Source organism: Paraflavitalea soli (assembly GCF_003555545.1).
Classification (GTDB): Bacteria; Bacteroidota; Bacteroidia; order Chitinophagales; family Chitinophagaceae; genus Paraflavitalea; species Paraflavitalea soli.
Window position 1 is genome coordinate 1,004,501 of sequence record NZ_CP032157.1, and the last position, 18,887, is coordinate 1,023,387.

The 18,887-nt window shown below is 47.9% G+C and carries 15 protein-coding genes; 10 read left to right on the plus strand and 5 right to left on the minus strand.

Annotated elements, in window-relative coordinates; genetic code table 11:
* Position 1: 1 nt before the first annotated feature.
* The 5 genes from D3H65_RS03795 (at position 2) to D3H65_RS03815 (ending at position 6,676) form a co-directional block, all read left to right on the plus strand.
* Entirely contained in the window at positions 2-2,368 is a 2,367-nt protein-coding gene (locus D3H65_RS03795; RefSeq protein ID WP_119048985.1) for an ABC transporter permease, read from the plus strand.
* Positions 2,369-2,387: 19 nt separating this feature from the next.
* Positions 2,388-3,065: a hypothetical protein gene (locus tag D3H65_RS03800; RefSeq protein WP_162915391.1), complete on the plus strand. Its 678-nt coding sequence runs from the start codon at positions 2,388-2,390 to the stop codon at positions 3,063-3,065.
* 663 nt (positions 3,066-3,728) lie between these two features.
* A complete protein-coding gene (locus D3H65_RS03805) occupies positions 3,729-5,207 on the plus strand; it encodes a T9SS type A sorting domain-containing protein (RefSeq protein WP_119048987.1) in 1,479 nt (492 codons plus the stop codon).
* 161 nt (positions 5,208-5,368) lie between these two features.
* Positions 5,369-6,130 (plus strand): ABC transporter ATP-binding protein, encoded by a 762-nt coding sequence (locus tag D3H65_RS03810; RefSeq protein ID WP_119048988.1) that lies wholly within the window; start codon positions 5,369-5,371, stop codon positions 6,128-6,130.
* Positions 6,131-6,151: 21 nt separating this feature from the next.
* Entirely contained in the window at positions 6,152-6,676 is a 525-nt protein-coding gene (locus tag D3H65_RS03815) for a YfiT family bacillithiol transferase (protein WP_119048989.1), read from the plus strand.
* Between the two features lie 73 nt (positions 6,677-6,749).
* Here D3H65_RS03815 and D3H65_RS03820 read toward each other — a convergent pair whose 3' ends face one another.
* Together D3H65_RS03820 and D3H65_RS03825 are read right to left on the minus strand one after the other, a co-directional pair.
* Positions 6,750-7,592, minus strand: a complete 843-nt coding sequence (locus D3H65_RS03820) for a ferritin-like domain-containing protein (RefSeq protein WP_119048990.1) — start codon at positions 7,590-7,592, stop codon at positions 6,750-6,752.
* A 10-nt stretch (positions 7,593-7,602) separates the two neighbouring features.
* Entirely contained in the window at positions 7,603-8,295 is a 693-nt protein-coding gene (locus tag D3H65_RS03825) for a ferritin-like domain-containing protein (protein ID WP_119048991.1), read from the minus strand.
* Between the two features lie 713 nt (positions 8,296-9,008).
* Between D3H65_RS03825 and D3H65_RS03830 the strand changes: the two genes are divergently transcribed.
* The 3 genes from D3H65_RS03830 (at position 9,009) to D3H65_RS03840 (ending at position 11,364) form a co-directional block, all read left to right on the plus strand.
* On the plus strand, positions 9,009-9,416 hold the full coding sequence (locus tag D3H65_RS03830; protein WP_119048992.1) for an EVE domain-containing protein: 408 nt from the start codon (positions 9,009-9,011) through the stop codon (positions 9,414-9,416).
* A gap of 135 nt (positions 9,417-9,551) precedes the next feature.
* A complete protein-coding gene (locus tag D3H65_RS03835; protein WP_119048993.1) occupies positions 9,552-10,562 on the plus strand; it encodes a DUF4349 domain-containing protein in 1,011 nt (336 codons plus the stop codon).
* 115 nt (positions 10,563-10,677) lie between these two features.
* On the plus strand, positions 10,678-11,364 hold the full coding sequence (locus D3H65_RS03840) for an SIR2 family NAD-dependent protein deacylase (protein WP_119048994.1): 687 nt from the start codon (positions 10,678-10,680) through the stop codon (positions 11,362-11,364).
* A gap of 37 nt (positions 11,365-11,401) precedes the next feature.
* On the opposite strand, the gene D3H65_RS03845 is transcribed toward D3H65_RS03840, so the two are convergent.
* From D3H65_RS03845 to D3H65_RS03855, 3 genes are all read right to left on the minus strand, one after another.
* Complete coding sequence (locus D3H65_RS03845; RefSeq protein WP_119048995.1) at positions 11,402-12,910, minus strand: saccharopine dehydrogenase C-terminal domain-containing protein; 1,509 nt, start codon at positions 12,908-12,910, stop codon at positions 11,402-11,404.
* Between the two features lie 193 nt (positions 12,911-13,103).
* Entirely contained in the window at positions 13,104-13,418 is a 315-nt protein-coding gene (locus D3H65_RS03850) for a carboxypeptidase regulatory-like domain-containing protein (protein ID WP_119048996.1), read from the minus strand.
* A 265-nt stretch (positions 13,419-13,683) separates the two neighbouring features.
* Positions 13,684-15,087, minus strand: a complete 1,404-nt coding sequence (locus tag D3H65_RS03855) for a DUF4339 domain-containing protein (RefSeq protein WP_119048997.1) — start codon at positions 15,085-15,087, stop codon at positions 13,684-13,686.
* Between the two features lie 425 nt (positions 15,088-15,512).
* Here D3H65_RS03855 and glk point away from each other — a divergent pair, with 425 nt between their 5' ends.
* Positions 15,513-16,562 (plus strand): glucokinase, encoded by a 1,050-nt coding sequence (gene glk / locus D3H65_RS03865; protein WP_245999678.1) that lies wholly within the window; start codon positions 15,513-15,515, stop codon positions 16,560-16,562.
* A gap of 208 nt (positions 16,563-16,770) precedes the next feature.
* Positions 16,771-18,873, plus strand: coding sequence for a carboxy terminal-processing peptidase (locus D3H65_RS03870; RefSeq protein ID WP_119049000.1), 2,103 nt, complete (start codon positions 16,771-16,773; stop codon positions 18,871-18,873).
* Positions 18,874-18,887: the final 14 nt, after the last annotated feature.

Sequence of the window (18,887 nt, forward strand, 5' to 3'; positions counted from 1 at the left end):
TATGATTAAAAGCATTTTTACGATTGCCTGGCGGAGCATGATCCGCAATAAAACCTTTTCAGCTATTAATATCCTGGGCCTGGCGCTGGGTATGGCTGCCAGTCTTTTCATTTTTCTCTGGATCAGGGATGAGATGAGCATTGGCAGGCAATACAAGAATAGTTCCACATTGTACCGCATTATGGAACGTGAGTTTACGGCAGGAAAGGTAATTGCTGATGAAGATACACCGGGTATATTGGCCGATGAGCTTAAAAGGCAATTTCCGGAAGTGATCCATGCTGCCGGATTTACCTGGCCCGAAGGGCATGTATTGACGGCGGGCGAAAAGATCATCAGGCAAGTGGGGCGTTATGCAGGGCCTGATTGGTTTTCCATGTACAGCATTAACCTTTTAGAAGGTACTCCCGCCAAAGCGCTTAACACTCCTTCGGCTATAGCTATTTCACGAAAGGTGGCAGACAGCTATTTTGGTAATGCACAGCAGGCTATTGGTAAATCCATCAGGTTCGATAATAATATGGATTACCAGGTGACGGCTGTGTTTGAGAATGTGCCTGCCAATGATCCTGAGCAATATGACTTCCTGCTCAGCTGGGATGAGTTTCTACGTCGCAATAACTGGGCGAAGGATTGGACGAATGGCGGACCGCAAACCCGCATACAACTCAGCCCTGCTGCAGATGTCAAGCAGTTTGAAGCAAAGCTCAAAGACTTCCTGAAAGGAAGAAATACTGATTTTAGTTCTTCTTTTCATATAGAGTTATTCCTGCAACCAGAGACTAAGGCCTATCTCTATTCCGGCTTTAAGAATGGTTATGCTGACGGAGGGCGTATCGAATCTGTACGTTTGTTGGCTATTGTGGCTGCCTTCCTGTTGCTGATCGCCGGCATCAATTTTACCAACCTTGCCACGGCGCGCTCGGTAAAACGGGCCCGTGAAGTAGGGGTTCGTAAAGCAATAGGCGCTGCGCGTTCTTCCCTCGTCAGGCAATTCATGGGAGAGGCCTTTCTGCTGACGCTGATTGCCCTGGTAATAGCCATTACCCTGGTGATCGCATTCCTGCCCGCTTTTAATCACCTGACTGGTAAACAACTCACGTTATCACCGGATCAACCGCAGGTATGGATGATGTTAGCCGGCCTGTTGGTAGTAACGGGTATCTTAGCCGGCAGTTACCCAGCGTTTTTTCTTTCCTCGCTCAACCCGGTGAGGGTATTAAAAGGAGCGCTGCGATTTGGAGCAGGCGCGGTATTTTTCCGTCGTGGGCTGGTGGTGTTTCAATTCATCATGAGCATGCTGCTTATTACAGGCACACTGATCGTGTACAAACAATTGCACTATATACAGACAAAGAATATTGGGTACGACCGGGAAAACCTGGTCAGTATTCCAGGGCAGGGAGAGTTGAGTAAAAAGTATAGCACTTTTAGTCATGAGCTACTCCAAATACCCGGCGTTCGTGCGGTAACGCATGCGGCACTTAATCCTTTACAAAATGGCAATACTACTGAAAGTGTTACCTGGCCAGGTAAAGATCCCAATGATGTTATTTCCTTCAATCAAACGGGGGTATGGTATGATTTTGCTAGGGTATTAAAGGTCGATATTATACAGGGGCGGGATTTCTCTCCTGCCTTTGCAGATTCCAACAACTTCCTGATCAACCAAACGGCCGCAGCCCGAATTGGCTATAAGGATCCTGTAGGCAAACCACTTACCATCTGGGGCAAGCCTGGAAGGATCATTGGTGTGGTGAAAGACTTTCATTTTAATTCCCTGCACGATCCTATTACACCGATGATCATACGGTTGGACGGGGAATATAGCTTTGATAATATCCTGGTACGGACCGAGCCTGGCAAAACAAAAGAGGCCCTGGCGGGTATTGAAGCACTTTGTCGCAGCATGAATCCCGGTTTTCCTTTCAGCTATTCATTTATTGATGAAGGGTACCGGCTGCAATACAAGAGCGAAACAATTGTAGGCACCCTTGCTACTGTTTTCGCTTGCCTGGCGATCTTCATTGCCTGCCTGGGATTATTCGGATTAGCTGCATTTACAGCAGAACAACGTACCAAAGAAATAGGAGTACGCAAAGTACTGGGAGCGAGTGTTACCAGTATCGTGGGGTTACTTTCTAAAGATTTCCTGAAACTGGTGATAATTGCCATCGTACTAGCTACCCCTGTAGCCTGGTGGGTAATGCATGAATGGTTACAATCTTTCAGTTACCAGGCGAAGATCAGCTGGTGGATCTTTGCTGCGGCAGGATTGCTGGCCATGATCATTGCACTGATCACCGTGAGCTTTCAAAGTATCAGGGCGGCGCTGACCAGTCCTTCAAAGAGCTTAAAAACAGAATAGTCATATAAAAAACAAGATCATGCTATCCGTACATGCATTACCTCACTCTGTAAAGAACAAGCCATCGTGCAAAGTTATTCCGGCCATGTTTGTTGTATTGTTGGTGTCTATGCAATTACTCACGATGCGGGCTGCTGCACAATCCAATGAACCTGCCTGGCAGCCTGTATATTCCTTGCCTTCCCCTGCCGGCTGGAGCACGGAACATTTTCCGCTGCCGCCGGATTTTGCGCCGGCCTTTATCGGCAAAGGCACGGAAGATATTCGTTTTCATCCCGGCTGGGGCGACTCTACCAGCGCAGGTTATTGGTCTTATACTTACCTGTGGTGGCTGGATGGTACTGTATCTTCCAGTGAATCCATGTTGCAGCAAAACCTCCAGGCCTATTATGCCGGACTGGTAGGCAGGAATATTACCAGCCGGAAGATCCCGGCTGAAAAAGTAGTGCCTACGGTAGCTGCTGTGAAAAAGATCAAATCAATGGGTAAGGACAAGGAAACCTATTCCGCAACGATCCGGATGCTGGATTATATGACCCAGCGGCCGATGGTGTTAAATGGTATTATACATGTAAAAGACGCCCGGACTGCCGGCAAATCGGCCGTACTGATAGAAGTATCACCCCAGGCGGCAGGACATGCGGTTTGGAAACAAATGGATGAGATCGTTGCGGGATTTGTACCGCCACAAAACTGATATATATCACACTTCCCTGTACTCAATACCCTCCGGCCGGCCCCGGAAATACTGTCCGGGGTGATATCCTGAGAACTCTTTAATGTCATGTCATGTGATGGATGAATACGTGTTTCCTATCGAATACATGTTCATTTATATACTGTCATCGGGCATGAGGATGATGGGAGCGCCTGCCCGCATATAATTACTGCCCGGTGAATATACTGGTTCCTTTATTGTGGCAGGTACTTCCCTGACCTGTTTAAACACCGTTTTGTACACTGTTACACACCCTGTAATGAGTTATTGTTCACAATCAAGTATTGGTGCAGGTTTTGTTGGATTGAAAACATTATTGTAGATTTATATTAGTCTACCAGTTCTGCCTAAACTATTAAATACTTAGCTCTACAGAATCCTCTATCTCCACTCAAGATCCTCGTTTATTAGTTCGTTATTTTTTCTTCACTGGTTTATTAGCTATATCCAATTTCCACGCGCACGATCTTACACAACATTGACCAAATCATCCATTGTTTTGCTATGGAGTACTCCATAGCACCAGGCTATCCATTTTCCTGAAAAAGCTGTTTCCTCTGCTGATCAGCAAGCTATGCGTTTGCCGGATATGACCTGTATCCGGAAGGGATACCCCATTTTCTAACCACAAAAAGAATTGTTATGAAACGTATTCTACTATTCAGTATGTTATTACTGATCGCTACTGCTATGGAAGCACAGCTGGAAGAAGATTTTTCACCAAACCCTGTTGGTTGGATATTAGATCAGGGTGCTCAATTTACCACTGTAAATGGTAATGCCGTGGTGGTGACGCCCGCAGGAGGCGGCAATAATCACTCTGTGATCGGCACCCCCGCTGTCACCAAAACCTCCAACACATTCGAGGTATGCTTTGATATCACACCTTACACTTCCAATCTTAACAGTCAGACCAGCTTTCCCTGTAATACTTTTATGGATGTGTTGTTTGTTAAATCTACGGTCACTACTTCCAATGATGCCGTACTGCCGGCTAATATTTATGCCCGGGTAGATAATTTCTTGTTGGGCACCAATGGAGGAACGCATTGCTTTACCTTCAATTTCCCGGTCAATGTAGTAGCGTCAGATTTTAAAGTATTCCTGTCTTTTCATGCTGCTTGTGTGCAGACGGGTATCAAGCTGGTAGTGGACAATGTGAAGATCAGCGGGGTGGATGAAGTATGTCCGGGGATCACCTGTCCACCTACTGCACTGGATGATGTATTTACCATTACGGATGTAAACGGGCTTTCCTTTGATGCCGTATTATACGGTTCCAACATTAATTATCCCGGGCCTGGCAGTAAAGCAGTTGACCTGGGAGGTACGGATAATGATCCGAATGATACTTACACGCACCTGAGGTGGACATTGGTCACACCACCTGTTGATGGAAGTGTGGTTATAAATGCCGATGGCACCTGTACCATTAACAGGAACTCTAACCAGGTGGTGCAGCTAAGTTTCGTGTACCGGCTTTGCGATGATGGCGCCGATAATGACTTCAATACCACAGGTGATAACCTCTGCGATGATGCGACCGTAACCGTCAACTATGTAGGAGTGAAAGTACCCATACTACTGGCTGGTTTTTCTGCAACCCGGCGGGATGCGGTGATCACCATAAAATGGACAACTACAACTGAAAGCAACAACAGCCGTTTTGAATTACAACGCAGTGCAGGGAACGCTGCTTTCGAAACCATTGCTGTCATCGCTTCCAAAGCTTCGAATGGCAATAGCGACCTGCCGTTGAGCTATGAATACAGTGAATCCAGCACCACCAAACAGGTGCTTGCTTACAGGCTGGTGCAAATAGATAAAGATGGTACCAAAACGATCTATGCCACCAGGATGGTGAAGGGGATGATGTCGGCAGCTGCCATGATCATTACGCCCAATCCGGCCCCTTCGGGCAGGTTTACCATCCTCTTCGATGATGTACAGCCAAGGGATATTGTGATCACTGACCTGAGCGGGAAGCAGGTACAGGAATGGAACAGTTATTCACCAAGCAACCTGCTGGTCAATGGGCTTCGCGCCGGCATGTACATTATACGGGTAATGACTAAAACCTCCTCAGAAAAGCTGGTGCAAAAGCTACTGGTTACACAATGATAGTGCTGAAACCCCGGCCCTATTTTCATCAAAGCCCCTTCAAAGAGGGGGCTTTTTTGTAATATGACTGGTTTTCAAGCGCAGGGTGAATTTTTAGAGCTGCCCGCAATCGGCCCCGAGTGCCAATTCTTTCTTAGATTGCACCCTCAAATGTTGTCCTTATGAGCCAGGTGATCATTTCGGTCCGGAATCTTGTTAAAAAATATGGTCAGTTTGAAGCGGTGAAAGGCATCAGCTTTGACGTGCAGGAAGGGGAGATATTTGGCCTGCTAGGCCCCAATGGGGCTGGTAAATCCACCACCCTGGAGATCATTGAGACCTTGCGGGAGAAGACATCCGGCGAGGTAACGGTAAATGGATTTAACCTCGATACGGATCCCAATGAGATCAAAAAGATCATAGGGGTACAGTTGCAAACCTCCGGTTTCTATCCCGGTCTTAATCTCCTGGAACTGGTAGACCTTTTTGCCGGTTTGTACAACCGGTCGGTCGATCCGCGCGAATTGCTGAAGAGTGTGAACCTGGAAGACAAAGCCAAAAACAAATACAAGGAACTGAGCGGAGGCCAAAAGCAGCGGTTTTCCATTGCCACCACGCTGATCAATCAGCCAAAGATCATCTTCCTGGATGAACCTACCACGGGGCTTGATCCGCAGGCACGCCGCAATTTGTGGGACCTGGTAAAGCATATCCGGGCGCAGGGCACCACGGTGATCATTACCACCCATTATATGGATGAGGCCGAGGTATTGTGCGACCGTATCGCCATCATCGATTCCGGGAAGATCATAGCTATGGATACGCCTGATAAAATGATCGATGCATTGGTGGCAACAGGCTTTGAAAGACCCAAAGAAGTTAAGAAAGCCAACCTGGAAGATGTGTTCATCAACCTGACGGGCCATGCCCTGCGAGGAGAATAATCAATGAGTTAATTTGAAAATATGGACTTACGTTATCCTATTGGTAAATATGAACCCCAGCCATTTTCTGACAAGCAAAAAAGAGCCTGGCTGCAGGATATACAGTTCCTGCCGGGACTAATGGAACAAGCCATTGAGAACCTCGATGAGCGCCAGTTCGATACGCCTTATCGTGATGGAGGATGGACTATAAAGCAAGTGGTGCACCATGTACCCGATAGTCATATGAATGCTTATACCCGTTTTAAACTGGGGCTTACGGAAGATAAGCCGGTCATCAAGCCCTATGATGAAGTGGAGTGGGCCAACCTGCGTGATGTATCCGTAGTGCCTGTCAATATCTCCATTACCCTGCTCTATGCTTTACATACGCGCTGGCATGCAGCTATCCGCGATCTTACCGATGAGCAGTGGAAAAGAACGGTCATCCATCCCGAACAAAATAAAGAGCTTACCCTCTGGTACCTGCTGGGCAGTTATGCCTGGCATGGCAAGCACCATGTGGCGCATATTACCTCCCTGCGGGAAAGGAAGGGCTGGCAATAAAAAAGCCTGCACAATGATGGGTATCATCATACAGGCTTTTGAAAAATCAACCTCAATACACCTATTTGACTTTTTATACGATGAACGGATCCACTATGGCCAGCACGGCTGCTTCCGTTAGTGGTTCATCAAATGCTTCTGTTGCTGCATTCACAGCGATACCCGTTCCGTTGATGTTCACCATATCGATGGTAGCCTGTGTTGACAGGTCTTCCCCGTTGTAGCTGGCCTGCACAGCTGCGCCAATACCTCCTGTATCCTTACCGGTGATCCATGGCTTAATGGTCGTATTGCTCAAAAAGTTGCGGCGCATGTACCGGATATGCGAGGCATGCCTGGCCTCTACAGCATGTATTTGCAGGGCTGCTGTAAGTACATCGTTGTTGGAGATCAGTTCCGCTGCCCGGCCTTTATAGGCGCGCACGCCGGTATCTTCAAATGTTTGAGCCACTGCCAGCAACAATCCATAATTGGTGAATACATCTTTGAAAGGGCCATTGTTTGAACCATTGCCTGCGCTGAAATCGAAGGTTGGTTTGGCCCCGGGAGTAGAGCCACTGGCAGTGATAGCTGTCTTTAAAAAAGCGACGTGTGCATTTTCATGATCACGGATGGTAGTAAATGCACCTGTGGGAGGCCCCGCAGGTACGATTCCGCTTTGCACAGCCTTGGTGTAGAATTCTGCTTCCAGGTATTCCAGTTTCAAGGCATATTGCAGTACATCGAGGATGGTGCCGTTGGTGCCTCGTCCATAGGCTTTGCTGAAAAGCCCACCGAGGGCCAATGGTACAGCGGCCAGGGCCAGCTTACCGCTCAGCTTGGCGAATTGCTGTATCACTTTGCGGCGTGGGTTGAGCCTGTCATATATTTCCGGATCTACCTTTTCAACTTCAGTAATAATATGGTGGATATTCATATGTATATTTTTAGGAAGTGGGTAAGTTGGATGCGTTGATCTTCGACTTCAGGAAAGAAGCAGCGGTGGCCAATACTTCGCCGGGTGCCTTGGCCATATCCAGCCCATTGGCATCAATGGCTGTATTATCGGCAAAAGAACCATTGGAGATGAGGTCGCGGATGAGGGCCGCATGCCTGGCTTCAACAGAAACAATTTTACCTGCCAGTAAAAGATAGTCAGGACTGGTAATCAATTTGCCGGCGCCGTTGTAGGCAGCGACCCCAAGGTCTTCAAATGCTTTGGCAGTTCCCAATACACTGTCGCGACTGGAGAAATTGATGGCGGCGAAGTTTACTTCCAGGCCCGGAATGGCTTTATCGGCCAATGCTTTTTTGAAGAACTCACGGTGCGCAATTTCATGGTCCCTGATATCGGTGAGCAGGGCCGTTTCAGTGGCAGTGATGCCCGGGAATGGCGTCATCATCACCTGGGTATAAAAGGCCGCTTCCAGTTGTTCAAGTGCATAGGCATAGTTTAAGATACCAATGTCGCCACTGCCAAGGTTGATACCGGTGTCGTCATTTTTATCTTTTTTACAGGCGCCCACCACCGCGGCCATGGTAACCAGGCCGGCAGTTTGTGTAAGAAATCGCCTCCTTGCCAAACCCTTTGGGGTAATGGCATGCTGATCTTCAGAAACATACATGTGTTTTTGTTTCATACAATTTTTTTTGCTGAATGATACAATAGAGGTTACCTGGTAACCATCGGTGATTACAACAGACGATCATGTGGGGGGCTTATGCCCTCAACCAGGATGTTACATTGTTCAGTATTTAACTGAAATCTGGTGGATTAATTAAACACGATTATAGAAACAGAAGGCTTACACCGGGCTGCATATACGTCCTTATTAGCTTGATAAGGACAATCAGGCTGGTTTGTTATAACAAATGCTGATGCACAATTATATACGAAGTGCAGTTTGCTAAAAGTTTGAACAGGTAATAAAAAGTTTACGATACCTGGTATAAAAAGAGCAATGACCGGCAGGGAAGATATTTGTGGGTAAAATTCGGGACAAAAGTAGAGCTGGGCGGGTTAAAAAAAAGGAAGGCCGGCAAAAGCCAGCCCTCGTGTGAGCCTTTTAGCTCCTGGGTAACACCACATGTTCGATCATTTATATAATTCGGTTTTTTATTGGCTATTTAGCAGGCTATTGGTTTGCTCGACTTCTTTCTTTTGCGGAGTCTGTACCGGAGGTGATTGAAATAAATACGTAAGAAGACTTAGTGTTGGATTTTTAAAATCTGATTTTTATGTTTTATTCCCGTAAATCCAATTTTATTGGAAATCCGTAGCCGGGCCACATGAATATCAGGCCGGGGATGTATTTTTACTTTTTTAATTACAACCCGTCATTAATTTACGACCATGGCTTACTGGCTTGTTAAATCAGAACCATTCAAATATTCCTGGGATCAGTTTGTAAAGGACAAGGAGACTTATTGGGATGGAGTGCGCAATTATGCGGCCCGCAATTTCATGAAAGAGATGAAAAAAGGTGATCAGGTATTGTATTATCACAGCAATGAAGGATTGGAGATCGTAGGAATTGCCAAAGTGACAAAAGAATTCTACCAGGACCCCACTACAGAGGAAGACGCCTGGGTGGTGGTGAACCTGGCCCCCTATAAAAAGTTAAAGAAACCGGTAGGCCTGGCACAGATCAAGGCCGACAAACGGCTGGCCAATATGGCCCTGGTACGCCTGGGCAGGCTGTCCGTAGGCCCCGTTACGAAAGAGGAGTGGGCCGTGGTGATGGAACTGGCCGGCGAATAGGGTTACTTTTTTGCGTGTTAAGATGGGCCTGCTACAGGGCCCATTTTCATTAGATCCAATATTTGTTGCAGGAGCGTTTATGTAAAAATAGTATTCACCGCATCTAATCTTCACTTACGCTTAAAAAGTATAGCCATGAAATTCAACACACAATGGCAGCTACCCCTATTGGTGGTATTGCTGATGACTGTCAATGCCTGCAAGAACAAGGGAAAAGTAGCCGCAAATGAAGTTGCTTTATTGCAGGTTACAGAAGAAAAAGCGACTGCAGCTTCAGCCAAAGTTACTACAGATGCCAATACCCAGTTTAAGTATACCGGTACGCCCGGTTATGTAGCCACTGATTCTGCGGGCCAGCAGGAGGAGGAGCAAGCGCCTCCCGCAGGCAATGAAAAAAAGCAGGCTCCATCTCCCCGGCAAACTCCTGTAGCCAATCCCGACTGGGATAAAAAGATCATTAAGAATGCAACTTTATCGGTAGAGGTAAAAGATTATGTACGCTTCAATGAGCTGGTGCGTGCTGCCGTAAAGCAATCCGGCGGTTATATTGCACAGGAAGAACAAAGCGAATCGGATTATAAAATTGAGAACAGTATTACCATCAAGGTGCCGGTCGATCAGTTTGACAATACGGTATCGGCACTTACTCCCGGCAAAGAAAAAGTATTGGTACGCAAGATCACTTCACAGGATGTAACGGGTGAGGTGGTAGATACCAGGGCCCGGCTGGAAGCCAAACGGCAGGTACGCCTGCGCTATCTTGACCTGCTGAAGCAGGCCAAGAACATGGAAGAAATACTCCAGGTGCAAAACGAGATCAACGATATCCAGGAAAATATGGAGGCTGCCGCTGGCCGCGTGAGTTACCTTACGCACTCCGCAGCTTTCAGTACTATACAGTTGGGTTATTTCCAGGTACTGAATCCACAGGCAAGAGACCAGGAAACTCCTCCGGGCTTTGGACAAAAAGTATTGACAGCGTTAACAGCCGGACTGGGATGGGTAGGAGAGCTAATTATTTTGTTGGTTAGTCTCTGGCCGGTATGGCTGGGGCTGCTTACGGCCTGGTGGATATACCGGAAATACCGTCCTGCCAAACGGGTACCGGTCAACAGTGTTGCGCCGCCTGCGCATCCGGAAGTATAATATTATTAAGTCTCTCATTGCTGGGTCTTTTTTATAGCAGTATGGCGCCTGGGTGACTTTGGTGTTACCAGGCGTCTGCTGTAATTTTACGGCAATCGCCAAATATAAATATCCAATGAAGAAAAAGTTAGTCGTCCTGACGGGTGCAGGCATCAGTGCTGAAAGTGGATTAAAGACCTTTCGGGACAGTGATGGCTTATGGGAAGGATATGAAGTGACAGAGGTTGCTACACCCAGGGCCTGGAAAAAGAATCCTCAGCTCGTGCTTGACTTCTATAATTTACGTCGTGGTAATGTATTGGAAGCACAACCCAATGCTGCGCACTTTGGGCTGGCAGCTTTGGAAGAATATTATGATGTGCAGATCATAACGCAAAACATAGACGACCTGCACGAACGGGGAGGCTCCTCCAACGTATTGCACCTGCATGGAGAAATATTCAAAATGCGTAGTGAAATGGATGAATCCCTGGTCTATGATATAAGGGGTGATATCAAAATGGGCGATACCGCAGAAGATGGCGCGCAGCTAAGGCCGAATATCGTTTGGTTTGAAGAACCTGTGCCGCTGATCGAAGAGGCTGCCCGCATGGTGAGGCAGGCTGATCTGTTTGCTGTAATAGGCACATCGCTGGTAGTGTATCCTGCTGCGGGCCTGCTCAACTATGCTCCCTGGAATATTCCTAAGTATATTATCGACAAAAAGATACCTTACACTTCCTCCGTAGGTCCACTGACCATTATTGAGAAACCAGCTACCGAAGGTGTTCAGGAATTAGTAACTCTCCTGACTAAATCTTAAAGCAAACCTGGCCACCCGGGATTCATGGCCAGGGGAACTAGGAAATATTTTCAAAGAAAATAATACCCTGTTGCTCCAGTTCTTCCAGCACCGGTTCATAGATCTGGGCAAGGATGGGAATATGCAATCCGGTCAGTTGGATCTTTCCTTCCAGGATCAGTTTGGCGGCAATGCCCAGGGGTAAGCCTACTGTTTTGGCCATGGCCGTGCGCAGCTGGTCTTCTCCTTTTACGATCAGGGTACTGCTAATGGTATTGGCCGGGCCGCCGGCTGTTTCGTAAGTTATTTCGTGCAGCATTACGATCATGTCTTTGTCTTCCTTGCCCAATGCCAGTTTTGTTTCCAGGGCAAATTGCAATACATCAGCTGCACTGCAGGTGCCTTTATTGATGATGGTATTGTTGTCGTCCAAGCCCAGGAAAAACAACTGCTTCATGGAGAGGTTGGCTTCATGCATCTGGCCGGCTACGGTAGCTGCTGCTTTGGTCTTTACAGCGTCGAGGTTAATATCCATCAATTGTCCCTGATCATCCACCATCATGAAGTCCTGCAACGCCTTACGGTCGTTCTCATCTACTTCCTGCTCGGCTTTGATCAATTGCTGTAGTTTCTCCAGTAGCTCTTTGGTTTGTGCAACGCGGGCGGTCAACTGTTTTTCTATCCATTCTGAAAAGCCATGGGTATTAAAATGCTGGTGGAAGAACTGTTGTAAGGTAAGCCCATTGGTATCGTATTGCGGGGTTTCATCGGTGAGCTTCAGTTCGATCACATTTTTCCATCCAAAGCAAAACTCCGGATAGCGGAGGGTGGTACGTATAAAAGTGGCAGCTTCTTCGAGTTGATAAACGGGGATATAGCTGAGCGAGTCGCGGTTGGGATAATAGGCGAGGTAACCGAGTTGGGGCACATTGACTACGCGGTTGGCGTCAAAGAGTTCGGTATAGGACAGGTGGATATCCTGCTGGTCTTCTTTGTATATAGCGCCTGCCTTACCTGCCAATACTACATTGCGTGGGTTCCAGCTTATCTTGTAACGCCAGGGGTTGTCATCATATTCAGGGGCTACCAATCCACCGCAATGGGATTTGAAGGAGGTGATGGTTCCCCCGGAAGCTTTGATGCGGTGGATCAGCTGCATGGCGCTCATATGATCGATGCCCGGGTCGAGCCCCATTTCACAAAGGAATAGCAATCCCTTTTCCTGTATCTGTGGCGCTAGTGACGCGATCCTTTCATCCACATAGGAGGCGGTGAGCAGGTGTTTACCCAATTCCACACAACTGTTGGCTACCAGGAAATGGAGGGACGGAGGTAGCAGGGATATTACAATATCGGCCGAAGCGATCAGGGCGTTGCGGTCTTTTTCATGCTCCACATCAATGGCTACTGCCTGGGTGTGGGGGGCGTCGCCCGTTTTGGAGCGGGCAAGGGCGAGGTTGTTATCGGCTACGGTGAGCTGCCATTGGTGGGTCTGCACGGTAGTTGTCAGGTACCCGATAAGGCAGGTGGCCGACTTGCCGGCACCAAACACTAAAATATGTTTCATGCAAATCCGGATATGGGATGCAATATAGATAAAGTCCGGAAGACCGGAAGTCTGTAAGTCCGTAATGCCGGAGCGCCTACTGTATTACTTACCGACTTTTCTGACTTGCGGACCTTGCCGACTACTAAACAAAGAATAACCGGACCGCTATAAGCTGCCCGGTTTTCTCGTTCTGAGCCGTCCTTAAAATGAGTTATTGTTGTAGCTTGATCTCGCCAAGCTGGGTAGTCTGGCCTTCTTTTACATCTGCATCCAACAAGGCATCTTTGTATGGCTTTTTAGCATCGATCCATACTTTCCAGGCACCGGGCTGTACGATAAAACTGAAACCTCCCCCTTCTGCTGGTTTAATTTTGAGCGAGTCGGTTCCATTAATAGCGATTACTACCTCGGCTGCATCTGTTGGTGAAATCCTCCCCGAAATGGTTGATTGTCGCATAACGCGAACGGCGTGCAGACTGGCTACCGCGATGACGATAACGATCAACGTGGCGAGTGTCTTTTTCATAACGAATGGTTTTAGCGATGGTACAAATCAATATTCCCGGGCTTACCGCACAGGAAACGTTTTACTAGAGCAACGGTTAAAAACGGGAGAGGGGAGAATTCATATGCAATCGCAGGATGACATATATTCAATTTCTATGCCATGGTCTGGTAACTGGCCGTCGACACCAGCCAAAGGAAGGAAGCAATTCGTTTCAAACACAAAAGCGGCCTGCATTGGAACCGCTTTTGGGATGCTATAAAATACGTTATAAGTTAACCGGAATTTAATATCCTGCATGGGCCAGCCCAAGTGCTTTGGAGTTAATACGGGTAATAACATAATCAACTGTTACACCCCGATTGGTACGTGGCGCCTCAACTGTCTTCTGTTCCCCGGGCGCTACATCACTAAAGAGCAGCAGCTGGGTTTTTACCACACGCTTTTCTGGTCCGAGGTAACGGACCTCTACCTGTACTTCATCCAGGGGGTAAAGACTGTTATTGGAGATGGTAAGCTGCAGGTCGGAAATGCCGCCCAGCACGCCGGTCTTGTATTTATTGGCGTCAACAGCCACCAGCTGGTGGATATTTTTGCGGGCTTGTTCTACTTCCTGGCGGCTGACCGGGGGGCCGGCTGGTTTATTGGTGACCAGGGCGGGGATGACCTTTACGGTTTGCCGCTGTGATACATCCTTTACCGGCAGGGATTCTTTCATGGCAGGCGCTTCCACCTTGTGGTTGACAGGCGTGCCAATGGTCTCCTGCTTGTTATTATTATTGGGTTCAACAGCGGGCTGCTGCTGATCGGCAGCAGGGTTGTTGTCAATAGACGTAAGGTTATTGGGTGTCAATGGCAGCGCGGCTTCCTGGGCAGGCAGCTGATTTTTCCTGTCGCGCTCCTGGATCTGCTTCACCAGCTTGTCGAGCGCAGCACTGTCCTTTTGCTGGCGGTTATTACTGATCACCAGGCCAATGATAACGCCTCCCAGCAATAAGCAGGCGGCAGCGATGCTGCGCATCAATAACCGGTGGTTATTGGCGCGGGGCTGTGGCATGTGCGCCAGTTTTTCTTCCTGCCTGGGATGGTTCTTTTCAACGATCTCAGAGAAGCCGGGAACAGGGGTTTCTTCCGAAGTGGCCGTTTGATTGGCTATGACCGGGTTGGCTGCTGCACTTTCGGCTTGTTTTATCTTTTCTTCCCGCAGGCGGGCAAACTTTTCATTTAACAGGGAAGCGGGGGAGTCCTCCTTATCCGTTGCCTGGCTATTGGCCTGTGTTGTTTTGCCGTTTGCTGTGGTGGTGCTGGTCGTCCCACGGTTGCCGGCTCCGGCGGGTAAGGTAACGTATATCTTTTTGGCAATAACCGGTTGGGGCGTACTGTTGCCGGTTACGGGCGTCGTAACCACAATGGCTTCGGTATGTACCGGTTGCTGGTAAGTGCTATTGGTTTGTGATGCCTGGGTGGCTGCCTGCTGGGCGGTGTTTTTTTTGTAGAACCGGTCGTACGGTTGTTCCTCTACGGCAGGTGCAAAGGCTTTTAATTCGGCAATTTCACTGGGGTATCGCCATGCGGCGCTTTTCCCATCCAACCATACAAGGTCATAAGGTTTAAGGCCCTTGGTCGTTAACTCTTCCACTGAGTAAGGCCCCGTTTGCTTGTTGTCGCGGAGTAATAAATACTTGTTCATATTTCAACGATAAGCATTCACAAAAGCTCAAAAGCAATTGTAGTGGTACGATCACGGAAACATGCCGGGTAGTTATTCAGGGGGATTGGAGTAGGGAATGGAATTGGAGGTGGATTCTTTCTACAGTGTAAATGCAAGTTAATAACTTGGACCCACTTATTCCAATTACCAGGCCGGAAAAATTGTTAAAATACAAGAATTTAGAAGACAGAATCCAGCATACAGAAGCTTTTGAGGCGAGGTTTAGGTCGGAAATCATGAGTCTGGAGTCGAAAGCCGGGAATCAGGGCCAGTTATCCCGAAGTCAAAACGCTACATTCCCTGTTCTGTATTCTTCTGTATTCTATATTCTATATTCTGTTTTCTATATCCTATTTTTACAACTACTTCATTTATAGCACGATTTTATGGATACAACAGGAACTATGAGCCAGCTACACATTCCTATGTCTTTGCCACTACTGAACCAGGTGCCTGCGGGTGGAATGACCGTGCTGGCGGGGGATGTAGGGGGCACCAAGACCAACCTGGCTATTTACCAGGTTACCCCCCAGGGCATAAAAATGGCGCAATCGGCACGTTATGCCTCCGCCGAATACAAATCGCTGACGTCTATTTTACAGCATTTCCTGTCGGATTATGACCTGCCGAAGCCTCATCGTATCAGTTTGGGCGTAGCAGGTCCGGTCCTGAATGGGAAGGTGGACCTTACCAACCTGAGCTGGGTGTTGGATCAGTCGGCAATTGCCCGGGATATGGGAGTAGAGAAGGTTGTCCTGATCAATGACCTGGAAGCCATGGCCTATGGACTGGCCGGCTTGCAGCCGGAAGACTTTCTTACCATACACGCGGGCCAGGAAAAAGCGGTTGGGAATATGGCGATCATAGCCCCCGGCACGGGACTGGGAGAGGCCGGCTTGTACTGGGATGGGAAAGCTTATTTCCCGTTCCCCACAGAAGGCGGGCATTGTGACTTTTCGCCCCGTACAGACCTGGATATGGACCTGTGCAAGTACCTGCAACTGAGTGGCGGGGTGGTGAGTTGGGAAAAGGTAGCGGCAGGCCCTGCTGTGACCAGCATTTATACTTTTTTGCGTGATGTAAAGAAGAAGGAAGAACCATCCTGGCTAACAGAGCAGTTGGCTCTTGAAAAAGATGATTCTGCGGTGATCAGCCAGGCGGCACTGCACAACAAGGCTGCCATTTGTGTGGAAACCATGGATCTTTTTATCCGGTATATAGCCCGCGAAACCTCCAACCTGGTCTTGAAAATGAAGGCTACCGGGGGCGTTTTCCTGGGAGGGGGCATTCCTCCCAAAATTGCGCCACTGTTGATGAAGGAGGCTTTTTACCGGCATTTTATGGATTGTGATCGCATGCAGCATATGCTGGAAGGTGTGCCTATCCAGATCATCAAGAACGATAAAACGGGTTTATTGGGAGCTGCTTATTATGGGGCCTATGGGGAGTGGTGATTCCGAATTCCGGATATAGCATGTAGGATTGCTCCGCTGTTCGTACAGGCTGAGTAATTACAACTTATCCATGAATGGAAAACAATTGAATGGCTTTAATGTTAAATTTGTTTGAATGGGCTCTCAGCATAATGCAAGTCAGTACCTGGTACGCCTTTGCTCCTGCAGAATCCGGAATTCTACATTCTAAATTAGAAATTGTCCCTGTATGAACAAGCGTTGTGGTTATCAGTTTATCCTGTGCGTATGTATTTTATCAACCTTTCAGATCACTTCCTCCTTTGCCCAGAAAAGTAAAGTAACAGAGAATGTAGACCTGGTATTTCACAATACGGCCGAGATGCTGCAGCAGATCCACTATGCACCTAAAAAGCTGGATGATAAATTCTCTACCCAGGTGTTTACAGCCTACCTGGATCAATTGGACCCCGGCAAACGTTTTTTTCTGAAGGAAGACCTGCACCAGTTCAAGAAATATGAATTACAGCTGGACGATGAAATGAAAGGGAAAGTGGTTCACTTTTATAAAGTGGTCAACACAGCCTTCCGCCAACGGCTAAAGGAGTCGGAAGTAATCGTGGAGGAATTGCTCAAGCAGCCTTTCAGGTTCAATACTGCTGAAGTATACAATACGAATACTGATAAACTGGATTATTGTAAGTCGGTGGATGACCTCAAAAACCGCTGGCACAATTACCTCAAGTTCCAGGTACTGGGACAATATGAGGACCTGCTCGACATCCATGCGCGGGATACCGCCAATAAGCTGAGCGATGCACAAATGGAGGAGAAGGCCAGGCAAACCATCCTGCGAATCGAAAAGCGCAATATTGCCAACCTGCAGAAGTTAACTACTGATGAAGAAGCTTTCAATACGTATGTAAACAGCATTACCAACCTGTATGATCCCCACTCTAATTATTTTCTGCCGGTTGACCGCCGGGAGTTCCAGGAAAGCCTGAGCGGTGTGTATTATGGCATTGGTGCTTTGCTGCAGGATATGCAGGGTAAGATCGGTATTGGTGAGTTGATGATCGGTGGCCCCGCCTGGAAATCAGGACAGGTAGAAAAAGGTGATGTGATCGTAAAAGTGGCCCAGCAGGGTGGTAAACCGGTGGAGGTAGCTGGCTTTGTAATGAGTGAAGTGATCAAGCTCACCAGGGGCCAGCAGGGAACATCGGTGACGATTACCTTCCGCAAGAATGATGGCAGCCTGAAAGATGTGACCCTGAAGCGGGAAGCATTGCAGCTGGACGATACTTTTGTAAAGAGTGCCATTATAGAAGATTCTGTGAAGCTGGGTTATATTTCCTTTCCCAAGTTCTATACTGACTTTGGGGATGCGAACGGACGCAGTTGTGCTGCCGATATGGCGCGTGAGCTGGCCCGCCTGCAACTCGAAAATGTAAAAGGCATTATCATCGATATCCGTGATAATATCGGGGGCAGTTTGGGAGAGGTGATCAATATGATCGGCCTGTTCATCAAAGAAGGACCGGTAGTACAGGTGAAAGGTCCGGCAGGTGAGCCTTATGTGAGCCGGGTAAAAGGAAGGAATGTATTATATGATGGCCCATTGGTGGTGCTGGTCAATGAAATGAGCGCTTCTGCTGCTGAGATCTTTGCAGCTGCTATACAGGACTATCACCGCGGCATTATTGTAGGTAGCAGCTCTACTTATGGTAAAGGATCGGTGCAAAGGCCTTTCGGCATAGGCGACAACCGCGTAGCGGCTATGAACGCCGTGAATACCGACCTGGGCACGCTGCATGTGACCTTGCAAAAATATTACCGCATCACAGGCGCTGCTACCCAGTTGAAAGGGATAGAAGCGGATGTTAAATTGCCCGGCATTTATGAGCCATATAAAATGCAGGAGAAGAACAACCCGACAGCCCTGGCCTGGGATACTATTCAGGCCGTACCTTTTGCGCTCCTGGATGAGCAGGGAACCATTCCCAAAGTAGTGGCGCTCTCTGCCGAACGTATGCGGCAGGATACCACCCTGCTGGCGCTCAGCAAGAACCTGCAGTGGATGCAAAAAAGGAATGGAATCTATGCCCTGCAGCTGGACAAATACCGCGCTGCTGAAAAGGAATTACAAACTAAAGTAAGCTCCATACGCAAGCAACTGGTATCTGCCAAGCCAATGGGAGTTAAGAATACCACCGATATGGAAGAGGGGCTCAAGACCAAAGAGCAATTCAAAAATGACAGCAATAAAGCCTGGCTCAACTCATTAAAAAGAGACCTGTTCCTGTCTGAAGCAGTATATGTAATGTATGATTACCTGCGGCTGAAAATAAGTTAATGTCAGACACCTCA

Excerpts from the sequence above, each read along its gene's own strand:
- D3H65_RS03795 (WP_119048985.1), top strand. The coding sequence starts at position 2 with ATGATTAAAAGCATTTTTACGATTGCCTGGCGGAGCATGATCCGCAAT.
- D3H65_RS03800 (WP_162915391.1), top strand. The coding sequence starts at position 2,388 with ATGCTATCCGTACATGCATTACCTCACTCTGTAAAGAACAAGCCATCG.
- D3H65_RS03805 (WP_119048987.1), top strand. The coding sequence starts at position 3,729 with ATGAAACGTATTCTACTATTCAGTATGTTATTACTGATCGCTACTGCT.
- D3H65_RS03810 (WP_119048988.1), top strand. The coding sequence starts at position 5,369 with ATGAGCCAGGTGATCATTTCGGTCCGGAATCTTGTTAAAAAATATGGT.
- D3H65_RS03815 (WP_119048989.1), top strand. The coding sequence starts at position 6,152 with ATGGACTTACGTTATCCTATTGGTAAATATGAACCCCAGCCATTTTCT.
- D3H65_RS03820 (WP_119048990.1), bottom strand. The coding sequence starts at position 7,592 with ATGAATATCCACCATATTATTACTGAAGTTGAAAAGGTAGATCCGGAA.
- D3H65_RS03825 (WP_119048991.1), bottom strand. The coding sequence starts at position 8,295 with ATGAAACAAAAACACATGTATGTTTCTGAAGATCAGCATGCCATTACC.
- D3H65_RS03830 (WP_119048992.1), top strand. The coding sequence starts at position 9,009 with ATGGCTTACTGGCTTGTTAAATCAGAACCATTCAAATATTCCTGGGAT.
- D3H65_RS03835 (WP_119048993.1), top strand. The coding sequence starts at position 9,552 with ATGAAATTCAACACACAATGGCAGCTACCCCTATTGGTGGTATTGCTG.
- D3H65_RS03840 (WP_119048994.1), top strand. The coding sequence starts at position 10,678 with ATGAAGAAAAAGTTAGTCGTCCTGACGGGTGCAGGCATCAGTGCTGAA.
- D3H65_RS03845 (WP_119048995.1), bottom strand. The coding sequence starts at position 12,910 with ATGAAACATATTTTAGTGTTTGGTGCCGGCAAGTCGGCCACCTGCCTT.
- D3H65_RS03850 (WP_119048996.1), bottom strand. The coding sequence starts at position 13,418 with ATGAAAAAGACACTCGCCACGTTGATCGTTATCGTCATCGCGGTAGCC.
- D3H65_RS03855 (WP_119048997.1), bottom strand. The coding sequence starts at position 15,087 with ATGAACAAGTATTTATTACTCCGCGACAACAAGCAAACGGGGCCTTAC.
- glk (WP_245999678.1), top strand. The coding sequence starts at position 15,513 with ATGAGCCAGCTACACATTCCTATGTCTTTGCCACTACTGAACCAGGTG.
- D3H65_RS03870 (WP_119049000.1), top strand. The coding sequence starts at position 16,771 with ATGAACAAGCGTTGTGGTTATCAGTTTATCCTGTGCGTATGTATTTTA.